The 15,591-nt window shown below is 43.5% G+C and carries 14 protein-coding genes and 1 tRNA gene; 3 read left to right on the top strand and 12 right to left on the bottom strand.

Features of this window, described 5'->3' with window-relative positions:
• Positions 1-31 precede the first annotated feature (31 nt).
• From C1E58_RS06580 to C1E58_RS06545, 7 genes are all read right to left on the bottom strand, one after another.
• Positions 32-733 (bottom strand): N-acetylmannosamine-6-phosphate 2-epimerase, encoded by a 702-nt coding sequence (locus C1E58_RS06580; protein ID WP_105209798.1) that lies wholly within the window; start codon positions 731-733, stop codon positions 32-34.
• A gap of 606 nt (positions 734-1,339) precedes the next feature.
• On the bottom strand, positions 1,340-1,915 hold the full coding sequence (locus C1E58_RS06570; protein ID WP_419579958.1) for a carboxymuconolactone decarboxylase family protein: 576 nt from the start codon (positions 1,913-1,915) through the stop codon (positions 1,340-1,342).
• Positions 1,916-2,028: 113 nt separating this feature from the next.
• The gene (locus tag C1E58_RS06565) at positions 2,029-2,727 is read right to left on the bottom strand and encodes an HAD family hydrolase (protein ID WP_105209796.1); all 699 of its coding nucleotides are present in this window, start codon (positions 2,725-2,727) and stop codon (positions 2,029-2,031) included.
• Between the two features lie 76 nt (positions 2,728-2,803).
• Positions 2,804-3,742 carry a TDT family transporter gene (locus tag C1E58_RS06560; RefSeq protein WP_105209795.1) on the bottom strand — a complete coding sequence of 313 codons (939 nt, stop codon included), beginning with the start codon at positions 3,740-3,742 and terminating at the stop codon, positions 2,804-2,806.
• A gap of 138 nt (positions 3,743-3,880) precedes the next feature.
• Positions 3,881-5,620 carry an ABC transporter ATP-binding protein gene (locus tag C1E58_RS06555; RefSeq protein WP_105209794.1) on the bottom strand — a complete coding sequence of 580 codons (1,740 nt, stop codon included), beginning with the start codon at positions 5,618-5,620 and terminating at the stop codon, positions 3,881-3,883.
• Entirely contained in the window at positions 5,620-7,347 is a 1,728-nt protein-coding gene (locus tag C1E58_RS06550; protein WP_105209793.1) for an ABC transporter ATP-binding protein, read from the bottom strand. The genes C1E58_RS06555 and C1E58_RS06550 overlap by 1 nt, the downstream gene beginning before the upstream one ends.
• A 416-nt stretch (positions 7,348-7,763) precedes the next feature.
• Positions 7,764-7,836, bottom strand: a tRNA-Thr gene (locus C1E58_RS06545).
• 134 nt (positions 7,837-7,970) lie between these two features.
• On the opposite strand from C1E58_RS06545, the gene C1E58_RS06540 reads away from it, so the two are divergent.
• The 3 genes from C1E58_RS06540 to C1E58_RS06530 are packed head-to-tail and all read left to right on the top strand — an operon-like array spanning position 7,971 to position 10,734.
• The gene (locus C1E58_RS06540) at positions 7,971-8,441 is read left to right on the top strand and encodes a ferrous iron transport protein A (protein ID WP_105209792.1); all 471 of its coding nucleotides are present in this window, start codon (positions 7,971-7,973) and stop codon (positions 8,439-8,441) included.
• The gene (gene feoB / locus C1E58_RS06535; protein WP_161951287.1) at positions 8,441-10,582 is read left to right on the top strand and encodes a ferrous iron transport protein B; all 2,142 of its coding nucleotides are present in this window, start codon (positions 8,441-8,443) and stop codon (positions 10,580-10,582) included. Before C1E58_RS06540 ends, feoB begins: the two co-directional genes overlap by 1 nt.
• Positions 10,582-10,734 (top strand): FeoB-associated Cys-rich membrane protein, encoded by a 153-nt coding sequence (locus C1E58_RS06530; RefSeq protein ID WP_105209790.1) that lies wholly within the window; start codon positions 10,582-10,584, stop codon positions 10,732-10,734. Before feoB ends, C1E58_RS06530 begins: the two co-directional genes overlap by 1 nt.
• Before the next feature lie 48 nt (positions 10,735-10,782).
• Here the strand turns inward: C1E58_RS06530 and ftsX are convergent, their stop codons facing one another.
• From ftsX to C1E58_RS06505, 5 genes are all read right to left on the bottom strand, one after another.
• Complete coding sequence (gene ftsX / locus C1E58_RS06525) at positions 10,783-11,712, bottom strand: permease-like cell division protein FtsX (protein WP_161951286.1); 930 nt, start codon at positions 11,710-11,712, stop codon at positions 10,783-10,785.
• Entirely contained in the window at positions 11,705-12,397 is a 693-nt protein-coding gene (ftsE, locus tag C1E58_RS06520) for a cell division ATP-binding protein FtsE (RefSeq protein ID WP_105114296.1), read from the bottom strand. The genes ftsX and ftsE overlap by 8 nt, the downstream gene beginning before the upstream one ends.
• 197 nt (positions 12,398-12,594) lie before the next feature.
• Positions 12,595-13,690 (bottom strand): peptide chain release factor 2 gene (gene prfB, locus C1E58_RS06515; RefSeq protein ID WP_105209788.1). Its coding sequence is split into 2 segments (ribosomal slippage): positions 12,595-13,617 and positions 13,619-13,690, totalling 1,095 coding nucleotides; the frame shifts between segments, so codons are not numbered across the junction.
• A 34-nt stretch (positions 13,691-13,724) separates the two neighbouring features.
• On the bottom strand, positions 13,725-14,852 hold the full coding sequence (gene queG, locus C1E58_RS06510; RefSeq protein ID WP_105209787.1) for a tRNA epoxyqueuosine(34) reductase QueG: 1,128 nt from the start codon (positions 14,850-14,852) through the stop codon (positions 13,725-13,727).
• A gap of 40 nt (positions 14,853-14,892) precedes the next feature.
• Positions 14,893-15,381, bottom strand: a complete 489-nt coding sequence (locus C1E58_RS06505) for a VanZ family protein (RefSeq protein WP_105209786.1) — start codon at positions 15,379-15,381, stop codon at positions 14,893-14,895.
• Between the last annotated feature and the right edge of the window lie 210 nt (positions 15,382-15,591).

The raw sequence follows: 15,591 nt of genomic DNA, 5'->3' as shown, positions 1-15,591 counted from the left end.
CCATTGGGAGTTTTCTTGGACAATATAACTATTATGTTTGCAAAGCCTTGATAAATCGCTCTGCTATTTCCTTTGGACGAGTAATGGCACCGCCGACGACAATCCCTGCTACACCTAAATCGTGAATGGTTTTAGCCTGATCTGGGTAATGGATTTTACCTTCTGCAATCACATCTATCCCTGCCCGACAGAGGCGGTCAACCAGCTCAATATCTGGACCATCTTCCTGTCTGCTATAAGAAGTGTAGCCGGAAAGAGTTGTCCCAACAAAATCAATACCTGCCTCGTGGGCTGCCACACCTTCTTCATAGGTAGAAATATCTGCCATGAAGAGCTGCTGTGGATATTTTTCCTTGATTTGCTTGATGAAGTCAGCTATGGCCAGACCATCGTAGCGCTCGCGTTTGGTACAATCCAAAGCGATAACTGCAATGTCTAGGGCTGCTAGCTCGTCAACCTCTCTCATCGTTGCTGTAATGAAGGGTTCTTGAGGAGGATAGTCTCTCTTGATAATTCCGATAATTGGTAAATCGGTTACTTCCTTGATTTCTTTAATATCTCGAACACTGTTTGCTCGAATACCTACAGCACCTGCCTCCTGAGCGGCTTTGACCAGAAGGGGCATAACCCCACCCTCTTCTCTATATAAAGGCTCTCCTGGTAAAGCTTGACAGGAAATAATAATGCCATCTTTAATCTGTTCTTTTAAAACGTCTTTACTGATGTGAACCATCAATATCTCCTTTCTATTACCGGATCCGAGTTAGCGCTTACATTATCATTATACAATATATTGACATCTTTTCAATAGACTTTAACATTTAAATTTTAATTTCTATCCTGAGAAAGAAATCACGTGTTTCTGAAACTACTTTCAATTTTCTAACTTTTTTATAAAAATAGTTTTATAGTCTTTTAGTTTACTTTTAGTACTCGCTCCAACTATCTGGGAGATAGTTGGAGGCTGGGGATAAAGTGAACGATGTTCACGTCAAAAGCCGCAGGCATAACTCAATGCTTTCTTATTTATAGGTGACCAGCTGATGTACTTCGCTTTTTTGTTTTCAGGCTCAGGTACGAATAGTCCACCGGACTATTCGTATCCCCCAGACTGCTTGCACAGTCAATGGACTGTGCAAGGTTGGAGATAATACTTGCAAAGCAAGTCACTTTTACAAAATCAGGCAAGGCGAGTTCAAATACTCCTGTGGAGTGTTTGAAGCTGGAAATAAGGAAACGAAGTTTCCTCGTACGTCGAAGTAATAAAAGAAAAACTAAATGACGATACTTGCTCCAACTGAAAAACCAGCCGACTATTCCGACTGGTTCTCTCTATTTTTTAATCCTCCAAAGCATAGGGCTGTAATTCGGGATTGATTGGGGTGTTGATGAGGTTATTGGCATAATTACAGAGGGTCGCAAGACTAACTCCCAAGACGACATCTAGGGCATTTTCTGCTGTATAGCCAGCTTGGAAAAATTCTTCCAACAACTGGTCGCCGACCTTGCCTTTTTCATGAATAACTGCCAGCGTAAAGCGGGCTAGGCTATCCAATTTTGCATCCGCCTCAATCGGTGTTCCCTGACGGAGGGCCTGCAAAATCTCATCTGGCATCTTGACCTGCTTGATGGAGATGGCGGTATGACCTGCGACACAGAAACCACAGCCATTGGCAACTGCTGCTGTAATCTGCACCACTTCTCGCTCAGTAGGTGTCAGGCTGTTGCGGCGATTGATACCACCGACTGTCTGATAGGTTTCCAAGGCAGTTGGAGAGTTGGCTAAAAGACCAATCAGGTTGGGAATGTAGCCACCGTTATTTTTCTTGACCGTTTCCAGATTTTCTCTCAAATCAGGTCTAACCGTGTCCAAGGTATGAATAGGGAAAAATGCTTGTGTCATAGGATACTCCATTTCATGATATTTCATAGACAGGTCTAAAAAAGACCCATATGATATAGTATCATCCTATCATAATACGATTGAACTTGCTAATATATTTTATCTATCACACCCATAAATAATGGCTAAGCCATCTGGATGATTGCCTCTGCTAAATCCTCCCACCTGTTCACTATCCTATCAGGACTAACACTTGTTTCAGGGGCTGGACGCAAGCGATGATTAAACCAAACAGCCTGCCAACCACAAGCCTTGGCCCCTATGACATCATTCTCAAAAGAATCGCCCACATAGCAAATCTCATCGGAGGAAAGTCCCAAACGCTGTTCCATAACCTGAAAAATCTGCGAATTCGGTTTTGCAACCCCAAGCTGACCTGAAATAAGAATTAGATCTTGATCAAACCATTCCAAAAGGCCCAAAGTGCGTATCTTCCGCAATTGGTGGCGATGAGGACCGTTGGTTATGATCCCAAGCGCAAGTCCCCTTTCTTTACAATGTGAAAAAATCGCTGGAAACATAGGACTAAGCTCCAACTGTCCTTGGAAATAATCATAATCAATCTGAATGGTCAAAGCTAGAGCATCCGATACCTGAAATCCAAAATCAGCTAGGGCTGCTTTCATCCGATAGATATGGCTGTCCTTTAAACTCATCTTGCCAGTCGCTGCTGCTTCAAATACCTGATCCGCATGATGACGAAAGGCTAGATAAAGGGGACCGACTAGCTCATCATCCACCTGCAAATGCCTATCCAAAGCCTTTTTGAAGGGCTGGATTTGGTCGTATAAGGTATCATCTAAATCAAAAATCACTGCTTTCATGGTTTGATTATAACAAAAAACCTAGCCTCTTGACTAGATTTTCTACTTTGAATCATTGCCAGAACCCTCCATAGACCTACACACTCTCCTCAGCCGAGGACCAAACACTGACTAACTCTCTTGACAGGTGATTGACATACAGAAAAGCTACTCCCGCAATCACAAGCGTCGCCAGGATGATCTCCACTTGCAAAACAAATGACAGGAGGGATTGAAGTCCCACCAACTTCCCTAGGGTCAGTTTTAGGGAAATAGCAGAGCTGACAAACGGAAAAGTAAAGGCTGCAAAGAGAGGACTAAAACCATTTTTGGTCAATCGTCTGAGCGAGAGAACCACTGTTAGATAGAAGGATTGGGACAAGACTAACAAAAACACAAGCAAGCGCAAATCTACCTGCTCTGCCAATTGAAGATAGGCAGTTAAGAGCAGGGCAGTCGGAGCTGCAAAGATAGCTAGCAGGGGAAATTGAGCCTGAACCAATTTGACATGTAGCAAACGATACACTACAACTGGCAACAAGATAGCAAAGGAAATTCCCGCAAAAATCAGAGAAAACCATCCCAGTCTAAAAGCTTGATAGACTGGCGCAGTCACCCCAACCATGGCAAAACCTACATAGACGATAAACCAGCTTGGAAAAACTAACTCCAACTTCCTTTGACTGATAAAACGAATAGAGAAATAGACGATATAGGCACCGTAAAGCAAAACCAGAGTTAGCCAAATTCCTTTACCAATTCCCAAAGGTAGAGGAGGAAGGCTGGCTATCAGCAATAACAAGCCCATAAAAAGCGTAGCAAAACAAGAAGCAACAATGGGCTGACCTAGCTCAGTCCTAGTTTTTGACCAGACAGCAAAAATTCTGGAAAACAGCAGACCATAGCCCAGCAAGACTAAGGCTTGCAGACTGGGTTTGATAAGGGGATGAACTGGAGCTAATAGATTGGCCAAAGCTACCAGAGCCAGTAGCAGACCTGAAAGGGCTAGGGGGACTTGGACTAAACTTCTTTTCATATTGGACCTCCGTGATGGATATGATGACTGATTGTAACAAGTTTAAACGAGTTACCCCTATCCTATCAGAAAAAGAAGATCCTTACTAATATATATTATTTATCCATCCTATAAAAAATGACTATACTCCCCCTTCTCCTACACCCTAGCCTGTATCTCATGCATCTGTGCATAAACACCGCCAAAGGCAAGCAGTTCCTCATGTTTGCCACGTTCAATAATCCGACCTTGGTCCAGGACTAAAATCTGGTCTGCATTTTGAATGGTGGACAGGCGATGGGCAATGATAAAGGTGGTGCGACCTTCCTTGACCACTTCCATAGCGTGCTGGATAATTTCTTCCGTTTCCGTATCGATATGTGAAGTCGCCTCATCCAAAATCAAGATTTTGGGATTGGAGTAAAGGGTGCGGGCAAAGGCAATCAATTGACGTTCACCGCTTGAGAAGGTTGACCCCTTTTCAAATACTGGTTCATCGATACCTTGTTCCAGGCGAGCAAGCATTGGACCTGCTCCAACTTTTTCCAGGGCTTCTATAATTGCCGGTCTATCCATCTTCTCCCTATCCATAGCCACGTTGCTAGCGATGGTCCCAGTGAAGAGATAGGGATCCTGAAGGACAATCCCCATGTGACTGCGCAGGCTCTCACGGGAATATTCACGGATGTTTTTCACATCAATCAAAACCTGACCCTCCTGAGGATCATAGAAACGGTAGAGGAGGTTCATAATGGAGGACTTGCCTGAGCCTGTGTGGCCCACCAGAGCTATGGTTTCTCCCTTGTCAGCCTGAATGGAGATGTCCTTGAGAATAGGCTTGCCAACTTCGTAGGCAAAGGTCACTTGGTTAAAGACCACCTGACCGTCTGTCACCGTCAATTCAGCACTACTATCGGGCTCCGTTTCTTCTTCCAGCAAGCCCATCAACCTCTTACCTGTTTCAATCGACCGAAGGAGATTGGGAAACTGCTTGACCAAGGCCCCTAGTGAAACGAAAATCCCTTCAATGTAATCAATATACACAAATAACTTACCCGGTGATAGACTAGATTGGCCTTGTAAAAATTGATAACCGACAATCGTCAAAATCCCCGTCAAAACCAAGAATTTCAGAAACTCTAGCAAGGTCCAAGTTGCACTGGATTGAGCCCAAATAATTTGATTGTCAGCCCGCCGCATTTTATCAGCAGTCGCTTCAAACTCTGCCAACATGTTCTCTTCCTGTCCGTAAAGTTGGATAAGGCTAGCTCCGTTCATGGTCTCATTGACCTGCGTATTGACCTCACTACGAGCATCATAGAAATCTTTCATCGGCTTATCTGTCATTTTTTTATAGACAAATTGAATACCGATAAAGACTGGAATTAGTAGCAAGAGAGCAAAACCTAGACTAGGATTGATGTAGAAAACAATCCCGTAGGTAAGAAGCAAGCGAATAAAACTATTAAAGACATTAACAAGAGTACCGTAAAACTGATTGCGCAAGGTTTCAGTATCGTTAACAATACGAGTGGCAATCTTCCCGGCAGGTTTGTCATCAAAATAGGAAATGGGCAGGTGCTGCATAACATCATAGGCCTGGTTGCGCAAATACTCTGCGATCCTATTGGCCGAGTGCATCAAGATCCGCATGGAAAGGTAATAGCCAAGTGCACCCAAGAAAATCATGGCCACATATTGACTTGCCATCTGCAAGAAAAGGGCTTCTTGGAAGGGTTGGCCTTCACTCAAGGCCCGTAAAGGTCCATCGATGGCTTTTTGAATAATGAGAGGGGCAAATCGCAAAAGACTAGAAGCTGCTAAGTAACAGATAACAGCAAACGTAAAGAGCCACTTGACGCGACCAATTTGCTTCAATAAAAATCCTAAAACCTTCATTATTCTCCTCCTTCCTGACTTTGTTGGCGCTGGTATTGTTCATAGTACCAGCCTTCTTGGGCTAGCAGGTCTGCCGGTCGGCCTTCTTCTACAATGCGACCTTCATCCAAGACCAGTACCCAGTCCGCATGGTTGACAGCAGACAGGCGGTGGGTCACAATGACATTGGTCTTACCAGCACGTTCTTTCTGGATATTTTGGATAATCTGACCTTCTGTTCGAGCATCAACTGCTGACAGGGAATCATCTAAAATGAGCAAGTCTGGCTCTCGTAAAAAGGCACGCGCAATAGAAATCCGTTGTTTCTGACCGCCAGAAATAGACACACCCCGCTCGCCAATCATGGTGTCCAGTCCATGACTCATCCGCTCCAAGTCCTGGCTAAAGGCTGCGGTTGCGATAGCCGCTTCAATTTCTTCCAAACTACTGTCACGCTTACCAAAGGCAATATTTTCCCCAACAGATTTTGAAAAGAGAATGTGTTCTTGGGGAACATAGCCGATTTTACGCTCTAGGCTAGAGCGTTTGAAGTCAAGGACAGACTGATGATTAACAAGAAACTCACCCTGCCCAACTGGATACTGACGTAACAATTGTCTAACCAAGCTGGTCTTTCCGGAACCCGTTTTTCCAACAATCCCGACTGTCTGACCGGCTTTCAAGGTCCAGTTAATCTCCTGCAAACTCGGACGGTCCGACTGAGGATAGCTAAAGCTGTAGTTCTTGAAAGAAATACTATCTAGCTCGGCTATTTCTACCGAGCCATCCACTTCCAAGTCATCTCCTGTTTCAATCAGCTCCTGCAGTTTTTCAAATGAAGTCTTACCTGTCTGATAAACTAGTATGAAATCCGCCAGGGTCCAGAAAGGCTCCAGGAGGGAACTGACATAGAGTTGCAGGGCGATGACCTGCCCCAGACTGAGCTGACCAGACTTGACTGCCCCTGCTCCAAGTACCAAGACCAGGATAGTCGACAAACCCAGACCGACCGTAGCCAACGGGTTATAAAGGGATTGTAGGGTAGTAATCCGGTCCCCACCATCCGCCAATTCCTTGGTTCGAGCCTGAAACTGCCCCTTTTGAGTTACCTTTTTGCTATAGGCTCGGGTTACACGAATACCCTCGACAACTTCCAAGACCTCATTATTGAGCTGTGCAACTGCCTCACGGTTGGCATCAATAGCCAAATCCTGCTTGCGACCAATGAAAAAGAAAGCAACTGCCATAAAAATCATCGGTAAGATAGCCAGGAAGGAAATCTTCCAGTCAATGAAAAACATGGTCGGAATAATAAAAGCTAACATTCCACCTGCATAGACCACAATCATCAGCCCGTAGCCAACCATCTCCATCAGACCATCAACATCCGTTGAAAAGCGGGTCATGACATCACCAGACCGAAATTTTTCATAAAAGGGCGTCCGCATGGTGACCATCTTTTTAAAGGCCCGCTGTTGCATATCAAATTTGAAATTGACAGAAGCCTGAAAAAGTTTCAAATGCCAAATAAAGCCCATCCCATAGTTGAGAAAGGTTACTAAGAGCAAAAGGCCCATTTCTTGAAGTAAAACCTGCTCAGTCAGTCCATTCTTAGTCAGCGTATCCACCATCCTCTGAATAATCTGCGTCGGTATCAAGAGGGTGACATCATAAATAATCAAAGTCACAACAACTACCAAGTAGAGCCACTTGTGTTGCTTGACATAGTCAAAAATCAATCGAAACATATATCTCCTTTTTGTATATACTTATCCCTTTCTAAGCACAAAAAAGCCCAGGTGTCTATCACTCCACCTAGGCATAGCTCAGTCCACAAAAATAGACCAACTCCCGAATAGCCATGACAAAGCCCACCTGACCATGATAAGACATGCTTGACTTTCCCACTATTCCAGAGTATGCCCCACGAAAAACTTCAACAGTCGTTCAATGAGCCCTGTTTTCCTGCTTAGAAAGGAGTGTATGATAAAAAATAGCTTGCTGAAGGACAAGTTGTGTGTTCATTTGTTTTACTCCTTTCTTTTTTCTAAGCCCTATTCTAACATAATAAACTGACAAGTCAAGATTTTTTTGATATCAGGGGAGAATTTGAGGCAGACATAACAAAAACCCTTGTGTTTCAAGGGTTTTTCAGCTTATTTTATGCTAGTTGCCGGGATTGAACCGGCGACCTCATCCTTACCATGGATGCGCTCTACCGACTGAGCTAAACCAGCAGTACTTTATTAGTTTACCATATTTTATCTATTTGTCAACACTTATTTAAAAAAGTAATATTCTTCCTAGAATTGTCTGACTTTTTTAAACAAATATGTTATACTATTGTTATAAAAATCACAAAGGATAGATTATGAAGCTTGAAGAACTCCACATTGGACAGACCTATACCATTATCGAATGTCTGGCCCATGAAGATATTCGACGACATCTAGCCCATCTGGGTTTGAAAGAGGGGCAAGAAATCCGCTTGATTTCAAAGACTAAGACCAATGCTATTATTCAGATTAAGGCCAGTCGTTTGGCACTGGACCAGGCAGTCATTGAAAGTTTAGTCCTTGAGGAAATTTCAGATAAGCATGAGACACTCTCCCTCGATCAATTACCGATTGGAAGCTCTGCCAAGGTTCTAGAAATCTGCGCAACTGGTGCCCTTCGCCGTCGCTTGATGGCCATGGGTCTTACCAAGAACACGCAGCTATTTCTCAAAAAAGTTGCCCCCCTCGGTGACCCTATCGAAATCACCTTGCGTGGCTATGAACTGACTTTGCGTAAATCCGAGGCACAAATGGTGCAGGTCCGTCTGACGGAGGAAGTAAAATGATAAGCCAAATCGCTCTTGTAGGTAATCCCAACAGTGGAAAAACAACCCTTTTTAACCTCTTGACAGGTACCAACCAGCGTGTCGGAAACTGGCCAGGAGTGACGGTTGAGAAAAAATCAGGTCTGATAAAAAATCGCAAACATCTAGTTCTACAGGATTTACCAGGAATCTACTCCCTATCACCCTACACAACTGAGGAAGCTGTTGCCAGAGATTATCTGATGACTGACCAGCCTGCTGCTATTCTTAATGTCGTTGATGCGACAAATTTGGAACGCAACCTCTATCTAACCCTGCAATTATTAGAAATGGGTCTTCCAACTGTAATCGCTCTCAATATGACTGATAGTCTGAAAAACCAGGGAAAATCCATTAACAGTGAACAACTCGCCTATCAACTAGGTGTTTCAGTTCAGCCAATCAGTGCCTTAAAGAAACTAGGCATTCCCCAACTCCTTCACGAGGTTGAAAAATGTAGCCATCAGCACATCGAACCAATCTTTCCTCAGTATGACAAGCAATTCGAAGCTGCTTTGTCACAAGTATTTGACCTCTTGCCCGACTCCGTCCCAGACCATCAAAAACGCTTCTATGCTATTAAGTTGCTAGAACAAGATCCGATTATCTTGGAGCAATGTCCTTTAGATCAACAATCCCTACTCGATTTACAGGAAATTATTACGATTTTAGAAAAAATATACGCAGACGATATGGAAGCCATCATCGTCAATCAACGCTACCAATTGATTGAGAATATCGCTGAGCTAGTCACCAAAGAGAGCGATACAAGATTTAACCTCTCTGACAAAATCGATCAGGTTGTCACCAACCGCTTTCTTGCCCTACCAATCTTTGCCATTGTCATGTGGCTGACCTACTTCCTTTCTATCCAAACTGTTGGAACCATGGGAACAGACTGGGTCAATGAGGTCTTATTCGGAGAGCTAGTTCCAAACTATATCCAACATTATCTGCATGTTTTTGACATTGCTGATTGGCTTCAATCTCTGGTGCTCGATGGAATTGTAGCCGGCTGTGGAGCCATACTCGGCTTTGTTCCACAAATTTTTGTTCTCTTTTTCTGTCTTGGAATTTTAGAAGACATTGGCTACATGAGCCGCATTGCCTTTGTCATGGACAGGATTTTTAGACGCTTTGGCTTATCTGGAAAATCTTTCATTCCCATGCTGATTTCCACTGGCTGTGGTGTTCCAGGAGTCATGGCCAGCAGGACCATTGAAAATGAACAAGACCGAAAAATCACCATCATGACAGCTACTTTTATGCCCTGCTCTGCCAAACTTCCCATCATTTCTTTAGTTGCCGGAGCCTTCTTCCCAGACAATCCCTGGATTGCTCCAAGTGCCTATTTTGTCGGCATGGGAACCATTGTTCTATCTGGCATGGCCCTTAAAAAGACCAAGCAACTGGGCGGAGTAGCTAGCCCCTTTATCATGGAATTACCATCCTATCATCTACCAGAAATTAAAACTGTCGGTCGCTATGCCTTCGACAAGGCTCTGAGCTTTATTAAACGGGCTGGTACCATCATTTTTGTAACCAATATCGTCATCTGGTTTGCTAGTTCCTATAACTGGGGTTTGCAGATGGTTGAAACAGAGGAGAGCATTCTGGCTTCTATTGGACGCAGTTTCTCCCTCTTCTTCCAGCCGGTTGGATTTGGCAATTGGCGGGCAACTGTTGCGGCCATCACAGGACTACTAGCCAAGGAAACCGTCATTGCCACCTTTGGTATTCTCTACCGATTAGGAGAGACTACTGAAGAAAATCCTGAACTCTGGGGACTGCTACAACAAGACTACACTGCCTTGTCAGCCTATTCCTTCTTGGTCTTCAACCTCCTCTGTGCCCCCTGCTTCGCAGCAATCGGTGCTATTCATCGTGAAATGGGAGAGGCCAAATGGACCTGGATTGCTATCGGATTCCAGACGGGTCTGGCCTATGCAACCAGCCTAATTATCTACCAGTTGGGGCTCGTACTAATTGATGGACAAACTCCAACAGCTTGGACTTTTATCGCTCTTATCTTGCTACTAGCAGCCATCTATAGCTTGCTGAAAAAACCTGCCTCTCTTCTACCCATTGTTACCCTAAAAAAACTTGAAAAGGGAGAATACTAATGCCAACACTTATCCTCTTTCTTATCATTGCAGTTCTATTTATTCTAGCCGTTCGCAGCCTAGTAAAAGGAAAAAGTTCCTGTGGAGAATGTTCCTGTGACTGTGCCATTAAGCAAAATATGGACGACAAGTCCCATCATTCTCACTCATAATCAATACAAAAGGTCCGTCACTAGCATCAGTGCGGACCTTTTCATTTTTTAAATTTTCAAGTAACGATTCATGGAAATAACTGAACCGAGTGAACCGATGAGGATGCCGATAACAAATAGGGCTCCAACCATGCTTGGAATGAAAATATCTAGACTAATCAAGGACAAGTCCTGGCTAGCAAGACTAGCATTAACTGAATTATAAAACATCTGATACAAGAAATAAACCAAGGCAGATGGTAAAATCGCACCAAGCAAGCCTACCCAAGCACCTTCCCAAAGAAAGGGACCACGGATATAGCTGTTCTTTGCACCAACCAAGCGCATAATCTGAATTTCACGGCTACGAGAAATGATCGTAATACGAATGGTATTAGAAATCAAGAATATAGCTGTAAACAAGAGCAAGCCAGTTGCTGCTAGTCCCCAAGTGCGCACCATTGATGCCAATTTGAAGATACGCTCCGTTTCCACCTCGCCATCACGGACTTCTGTAACACCGTCAATTTTTGCAACTTCTGCCGCAACCGATTTTACGTACTGAGGCTCAGTCGTATCAATGATATAGGCATCGTAAAGCGGGTTAGCATCTCCTTGGAAGAGATTCCAGGTTTCACCAAGAGTGTCGGTCAGCTTTTTCAACTGTTCATCCTTACTTGAGTAAGTAACGGTTTGCACATTTGGAAGGGCTGTGATTTGGTTGTAAACCTTATTAAAATCAGGGTTGGCTACTGTTTCACCAGCCTCATTGACAATCGTTTCAGCCTGATCTGTTGAATTGGCCCGTAAGTAAACATTGATACGAACATTGTGTTCCAAATCAGAAGCCAGTTTAGCAGTATTGAGAATAACTGAAGCAAATAAACCAACCATGGCCAGTGTAATGGTTACAGAGGAAATAGCCGCAACCGTCATCCAGCCATTGCGCTTCAAACTCTTGAGCGACTCAATAAAGTGTCTAAAAAATCGTCTAATCATCGTATCCATACTCTCCTTGTTCTTCATCCCGTACCACTCGACCGTCTTCGATCGCTATAACGCGGTGGCGGAGGGTATTTACAATCTGACTATTGTGGGTTGCCATCAAAACTGTTGTCCCTTGCAAATTGATACGCTCCAAGAGGTTCATGATTTCCCAGGAATTTTCTGGGTCCAAGTTACCAGTCGGCTCATCGGCAATCAATACTTTCGGATTGTTGACAATCGCACGGGCAATGGCGATACGCTGCTGCTCACCACCCGAAAGTTCATTTGGGAAGGAACGGATTTTATGTTTCAGACCAACCAAGTCCAATACTTCCATCACACGTTTTTTAATATTACGCGGTTTCTCACCAATAACTTCCATAGCATAGGCAATATTTTCAAACACAGTCTTTTTAGGAAGAAGTTTGTAGTCCTGGAAGACCACACCTACACTACGACGCAAGAGAGGAACATCCCTTTTCTTAATCTTAGCCAGGTCAAACTTTCCAACTGTCAAACTCCCCTTATCAAGCTTTTCTTCGCGATACAAAAGTTTGATAAAGGTTGACTTACCCGCACCTGAAGGGCCAACAATATAGGCAAATTCTCCGGCCTCAACATTGACGGATACTCCTCGAAGGGCCGTCGTTCCGTTTCCATATTTCTTGGAAACGTTCTTCATTTCAATAATTCTCATAGGATTTTCTGTCTCAGACAGTCCTTTCTTTAGATTTGAGAACCTGTATTCACAGTTCAGCACTTGCATCTAAGGCTAGTTTTCAACTACTCATCCTTCGTTTTTTCAAAATACAGTCAGTATTTTCTCAAAAAACTTCCTTGATGAGCGAAAAAACATCTCTTATATACCAGTACTTCATTTGTACATATCGGTTCTTAGCTAATTCTCCATTTTAGATAGGCATCGATAAAGCCGTCCAAATCTCCATCCATCACCTTATCGACTTGGGCCACCTCGTGACCAGTACGGTGGTCTTTGACCATGGTATAAGGCGTAAAGACGTAAGAACGAATCTGGCTTCCCCAAGTAATCTCTTTCTTATCTCCCTTGAGTGAGTCCACTTCTGCCGCCTTCTTCTCCTGCTCTAATTGATACAATTTAGCCTGCAAGAGTTTCATGGCACGATCTCGGTTGCCATACTGGGTTCGGTCAACAGTTGACTGGGTGACAATACCTGTTGGAATGTGGGTCAAACGAACACCAGTCGATACCTTGTTGACGTTCTGACCACCGGCACCACCTGAGCGGAAGGTATCCATTTTCACCTCATCATCTCGGATTTCAATCTCAATGGTGTCATCCAATTCAGGCATGACCTCTACCGAAGTAAAGGAAGTATGACGACGCTTAGCTGAGTCAAATGGTGAGATACGTACCAACCGGTGAACTCCCATTTCTGACTTGAGCAAACCATAGGCATTTGGACCTGTGAAGCTAAGGGTTACAGACTTAATTCCAGCCTCATCCCCAGCCTGATAATCCAAGGTTTCTACCGCAAAGCCTTTGGCATTTCCAAAACGCTGATACATCCGTAGAAGCATTTCTCCCCAGTCCTGAGCCTCTGTACCACCCGAACCTGGATGGATTTCCAAGATGGCATTATTGTGATCATAAGGCTCTGACAAGAGCAGGGTCATCTCATAAGCCGTCATGGACTTGTCCAAGTCTGCCAACTTTTCAACCAACTCTTCTCGTACGGACTCATCTTCTGCTAAGAAATCCAAAAGAATTTCAGATTCATCAAATAAATCCAACATCTGATGGAAATTTCCATAGGTATTTTTTAATTCATTCAACTCCTGAGACGTCTTCTGGGCTGCCAAATTATCATTCCAAAAATCTGGCTCCGTCATCTTGTTCTCAAGAATGGCAATCTCTTCTTCCAGACCTTCTAAGTCAAAGAGACCCCCTAAAAGAAGTTAATTTTTTGCCAAGTTCTTCAATCTTTTGGCGAATTTCTGCTGTATCCATATACACCTCATTTTTTATTTATCTTTGTATTATATCACATTTGTAGTCTATTTACCAAGTTGAGAAATGCTGTCTGCTCCGCTATGACATCTGCGTTATCTGATTGAATGCCTGCGATAAAATCTATCATCTCATCATTAGGCTCTTTCACTAACTGTCCCAAAGCCCAGATAGCCGTCGCCATGTGGACGGGATTTTGCTTCTTATCGATGATTTCTAGGAGTTTGGGAATGGCGGAGCGGTCATTACTATTAGCCAAGGCTATGATGGCATTGCGCTGGAGAATATTTTTCCCCCGCCAAGAGCCTGCAATCATGCCAAATTTTTCCTTGAACTGCCCATTTGATAAGTCCAAAAAGGGAATTAGCTCAGGCTCAGCCAAATCTGGATCAATGTCTACCACAGGAGGACTGGAAATCCCCTTGTTATAAGGACAACAAATCTGACAAATATCACAACCGTAAATAACCGTCTTGATTTTCTTACGGAATTCCAAGTCCATCATGCCCTTGTCCTGTGTCTGAAAGGATAGACAACGACGGGCATTCATGGTCGTATCCCCTAGCAAACAGGAGGTTGGGCAGGCCGCAACACAACGATTGCAATCACCACAGTCGTAGTCCACTGGCTGATCAGGCTCAATCTCAAGGTTGGTCACCAACTCGCCCAAAAACATATAGGAACCAAATTCCTTAGAAATGACCAGGCCATTCTTACCGATAAAGCCAATGCCTGCTCGTCTGGCAACAGCAGTATCCACCAAGGCACCCGTATCCACCATGGCCTTGTATTCCAAGCCATCCGTCAGCTTTTCAATCCCCCGTGCCAAACGCTCCATCTTATCTTGCAAGATATAGTGGTAGTCTAACCCCCAAGAGCTAGGTGTAATTTTTCCACGTTTGAATTGGGTCTTCTGCGGTTTGGTGGGCAGGTGGCGAGGATAGGCTACTGCTATGGAAATAATGGTCTTTGCAGATGCCAAGGACAATTTGGGTCGAATGCGTTCTTCGATATTCTTGTGTTCGAAGCCTGACGAACGCCCCTCTTCCTGACTAGCCCGAAGGGATTTCTCCAAGTAATCGAAATCATCCGCCGTGGTAAAGCCAATCTTGGAAATCCCTATTTCCTGAGATAGTTTAATAATCTCTTCTTTGATATTCATTTTCTTAATTTTAACAAAACATTCTCATCTTTGGCAAGGATTACACAAGAAAATAAGTTGTTAATATAACAAAGATTGTAAGAACCAAAGAAAAAACATTCATGCGGGCGTAAGTTTTCTCATGCCAAATACTTGTCAATACATACATGATATTGATGCCGATGGCACCGCCCAAACCATTTGCCAGTAAATCCGTTATATCTGCAATCCCCAGCAACAGAATATACTGTACAACTTCAAAGGCCAAACTAACAAGTAGAATAACAAGTAAATTTACTGTCCAAGAAGCCTTACGAAATAGTATTTCCATATAAATGCCAAAGGGAATAAAACTGACAACGTTAAAGAGAATTTCTGGAAAATTTAATACTCCATCATAGACAGCTGTTCCAGCCAGTGGTATCAGATTTATCTGAGCAGTAGTGTAGCGACCAGCTAGGATGGACAAGTCCATCTTAAAGACAATCATCCAGGTCAGTAAAAGGAGGTAGGTTAAAAATAAAAACATACTGATTTTTCTAGTCTGCATAAAAAACCTCCTCTCCAGCATATTTTACCATTATACCATAAAAGCTAGCTTAAAAAATAACACTTTTATGACAAAGCCCACACCATGTTACAGGCACTTTACAAGCCAGCCCCAAATATAGTCATTTGAATTATGGTGGTTTGAATTAAGAAAAGGACAAGTTACTATGGCAACCTGCACCTCAATTCCTTGTCTGTAGCTCTTCAAGCA

Origin of the sequence: Streptococcus suis, from assembly GCF_002964575.1 — a bacterium.
Taxonomy (GTDB): Bacteria; Bacillota; Bacilli; order Lactobacillales; family Streptococcaceae; genus Streptococcus; species Streptococcus suis_R.
Note: the sequence above shows the minus strand (reverse complement) of the source record. Positions and strands in the feature narration are given on the sequence as shown.

Excerpts from the sequence above, each read along its gene's own strand:
- C1E58_RS06580 (WP_105209798.1), bottom strand. The coding sequence starts at position 733 with ATGGTTCACATCAGTAAAGACGTTTTAAAAGAACAGATTAAAGATGGC.
- C1E58_RS06570 (WP_419579958.1), bottom strand. The coding sequence starts at position 1,915 with ATGGAGTATCCTATGACACAAGCATTTTTCCCTATTCATACCTTGGAC.
- C1E58_RS06565 (WP_105209796.1), bottom strand. The coding sequence starts at position 2,727 with ATGAAAGCAGTGATTTTTGATTTAGATGATACCTTATACGACCAAATC.
- C1E58_RS06560 (WP_105209795.1), bottom strand. The coding sequence starts at position 3,742 with ATGAAAAGAAGTTTAGTCCAAGTCCCCCTAGCCCTTTCAGGTCTGCTA.
- C1E58_RS06555 (WP_105209794.1), bottom strand. The coding sequence starts at position 5,620 with ATGAAGGTTTTAGGATTTTTATTGAAGCAAATTGGTCGCGTCAAGTGG.
- C1E58_RS06550 (WP_105209793.1), bottom strand. The coding sequence starts at position 7,347 with ATGTTTCGATTGATTTTTGACTATGTCAAGCAACACAAGTGGCTCTAC.
- C1E58_RS06540 (WP_105209792.1), top strand. The coding sequence starts at position 7,971 with ATGAAGCTTGAAGAACTCCACATTGGACAGACCTATACCATTATCGAA.
- C1E58_RS06530 (WP_105209790.1), top strand. The coding sequence starts at position 10,582 with ATGCCAACACTTATCCTCTTTCTTATCATTGCAGTTCTATTTATTCTA.
- ftsX (WP_161951286.1), bottom strand. The coding sequence starts at position 11,712 with ATGATTAGACGATTTTTTAGACACTTTATTGAGTCGCTCAAGAGTTTG.
- ftsE (WP_105114296.1), bottom strand. The coding sequence starts at position 12,397 with ATGAGAATTATTGAAATGAAGAACGTTTCCAAGAAATATGGAAACGGA.
- queG (WP_105209787.1), bottom strand. The coding sequence starts at position 14,852 with ATGAATATCAAAGAAGAGATTATTAAACTATCTCAGGAAATAGGGATT.
- C1E58_RS06505 (WP_105209786.1), bottom strand. The coding sequence starts at position 15,381 with ATGCAGACTAGAAAAATCAGTATGTTTTTATTTTTAACCTACCTCCTT.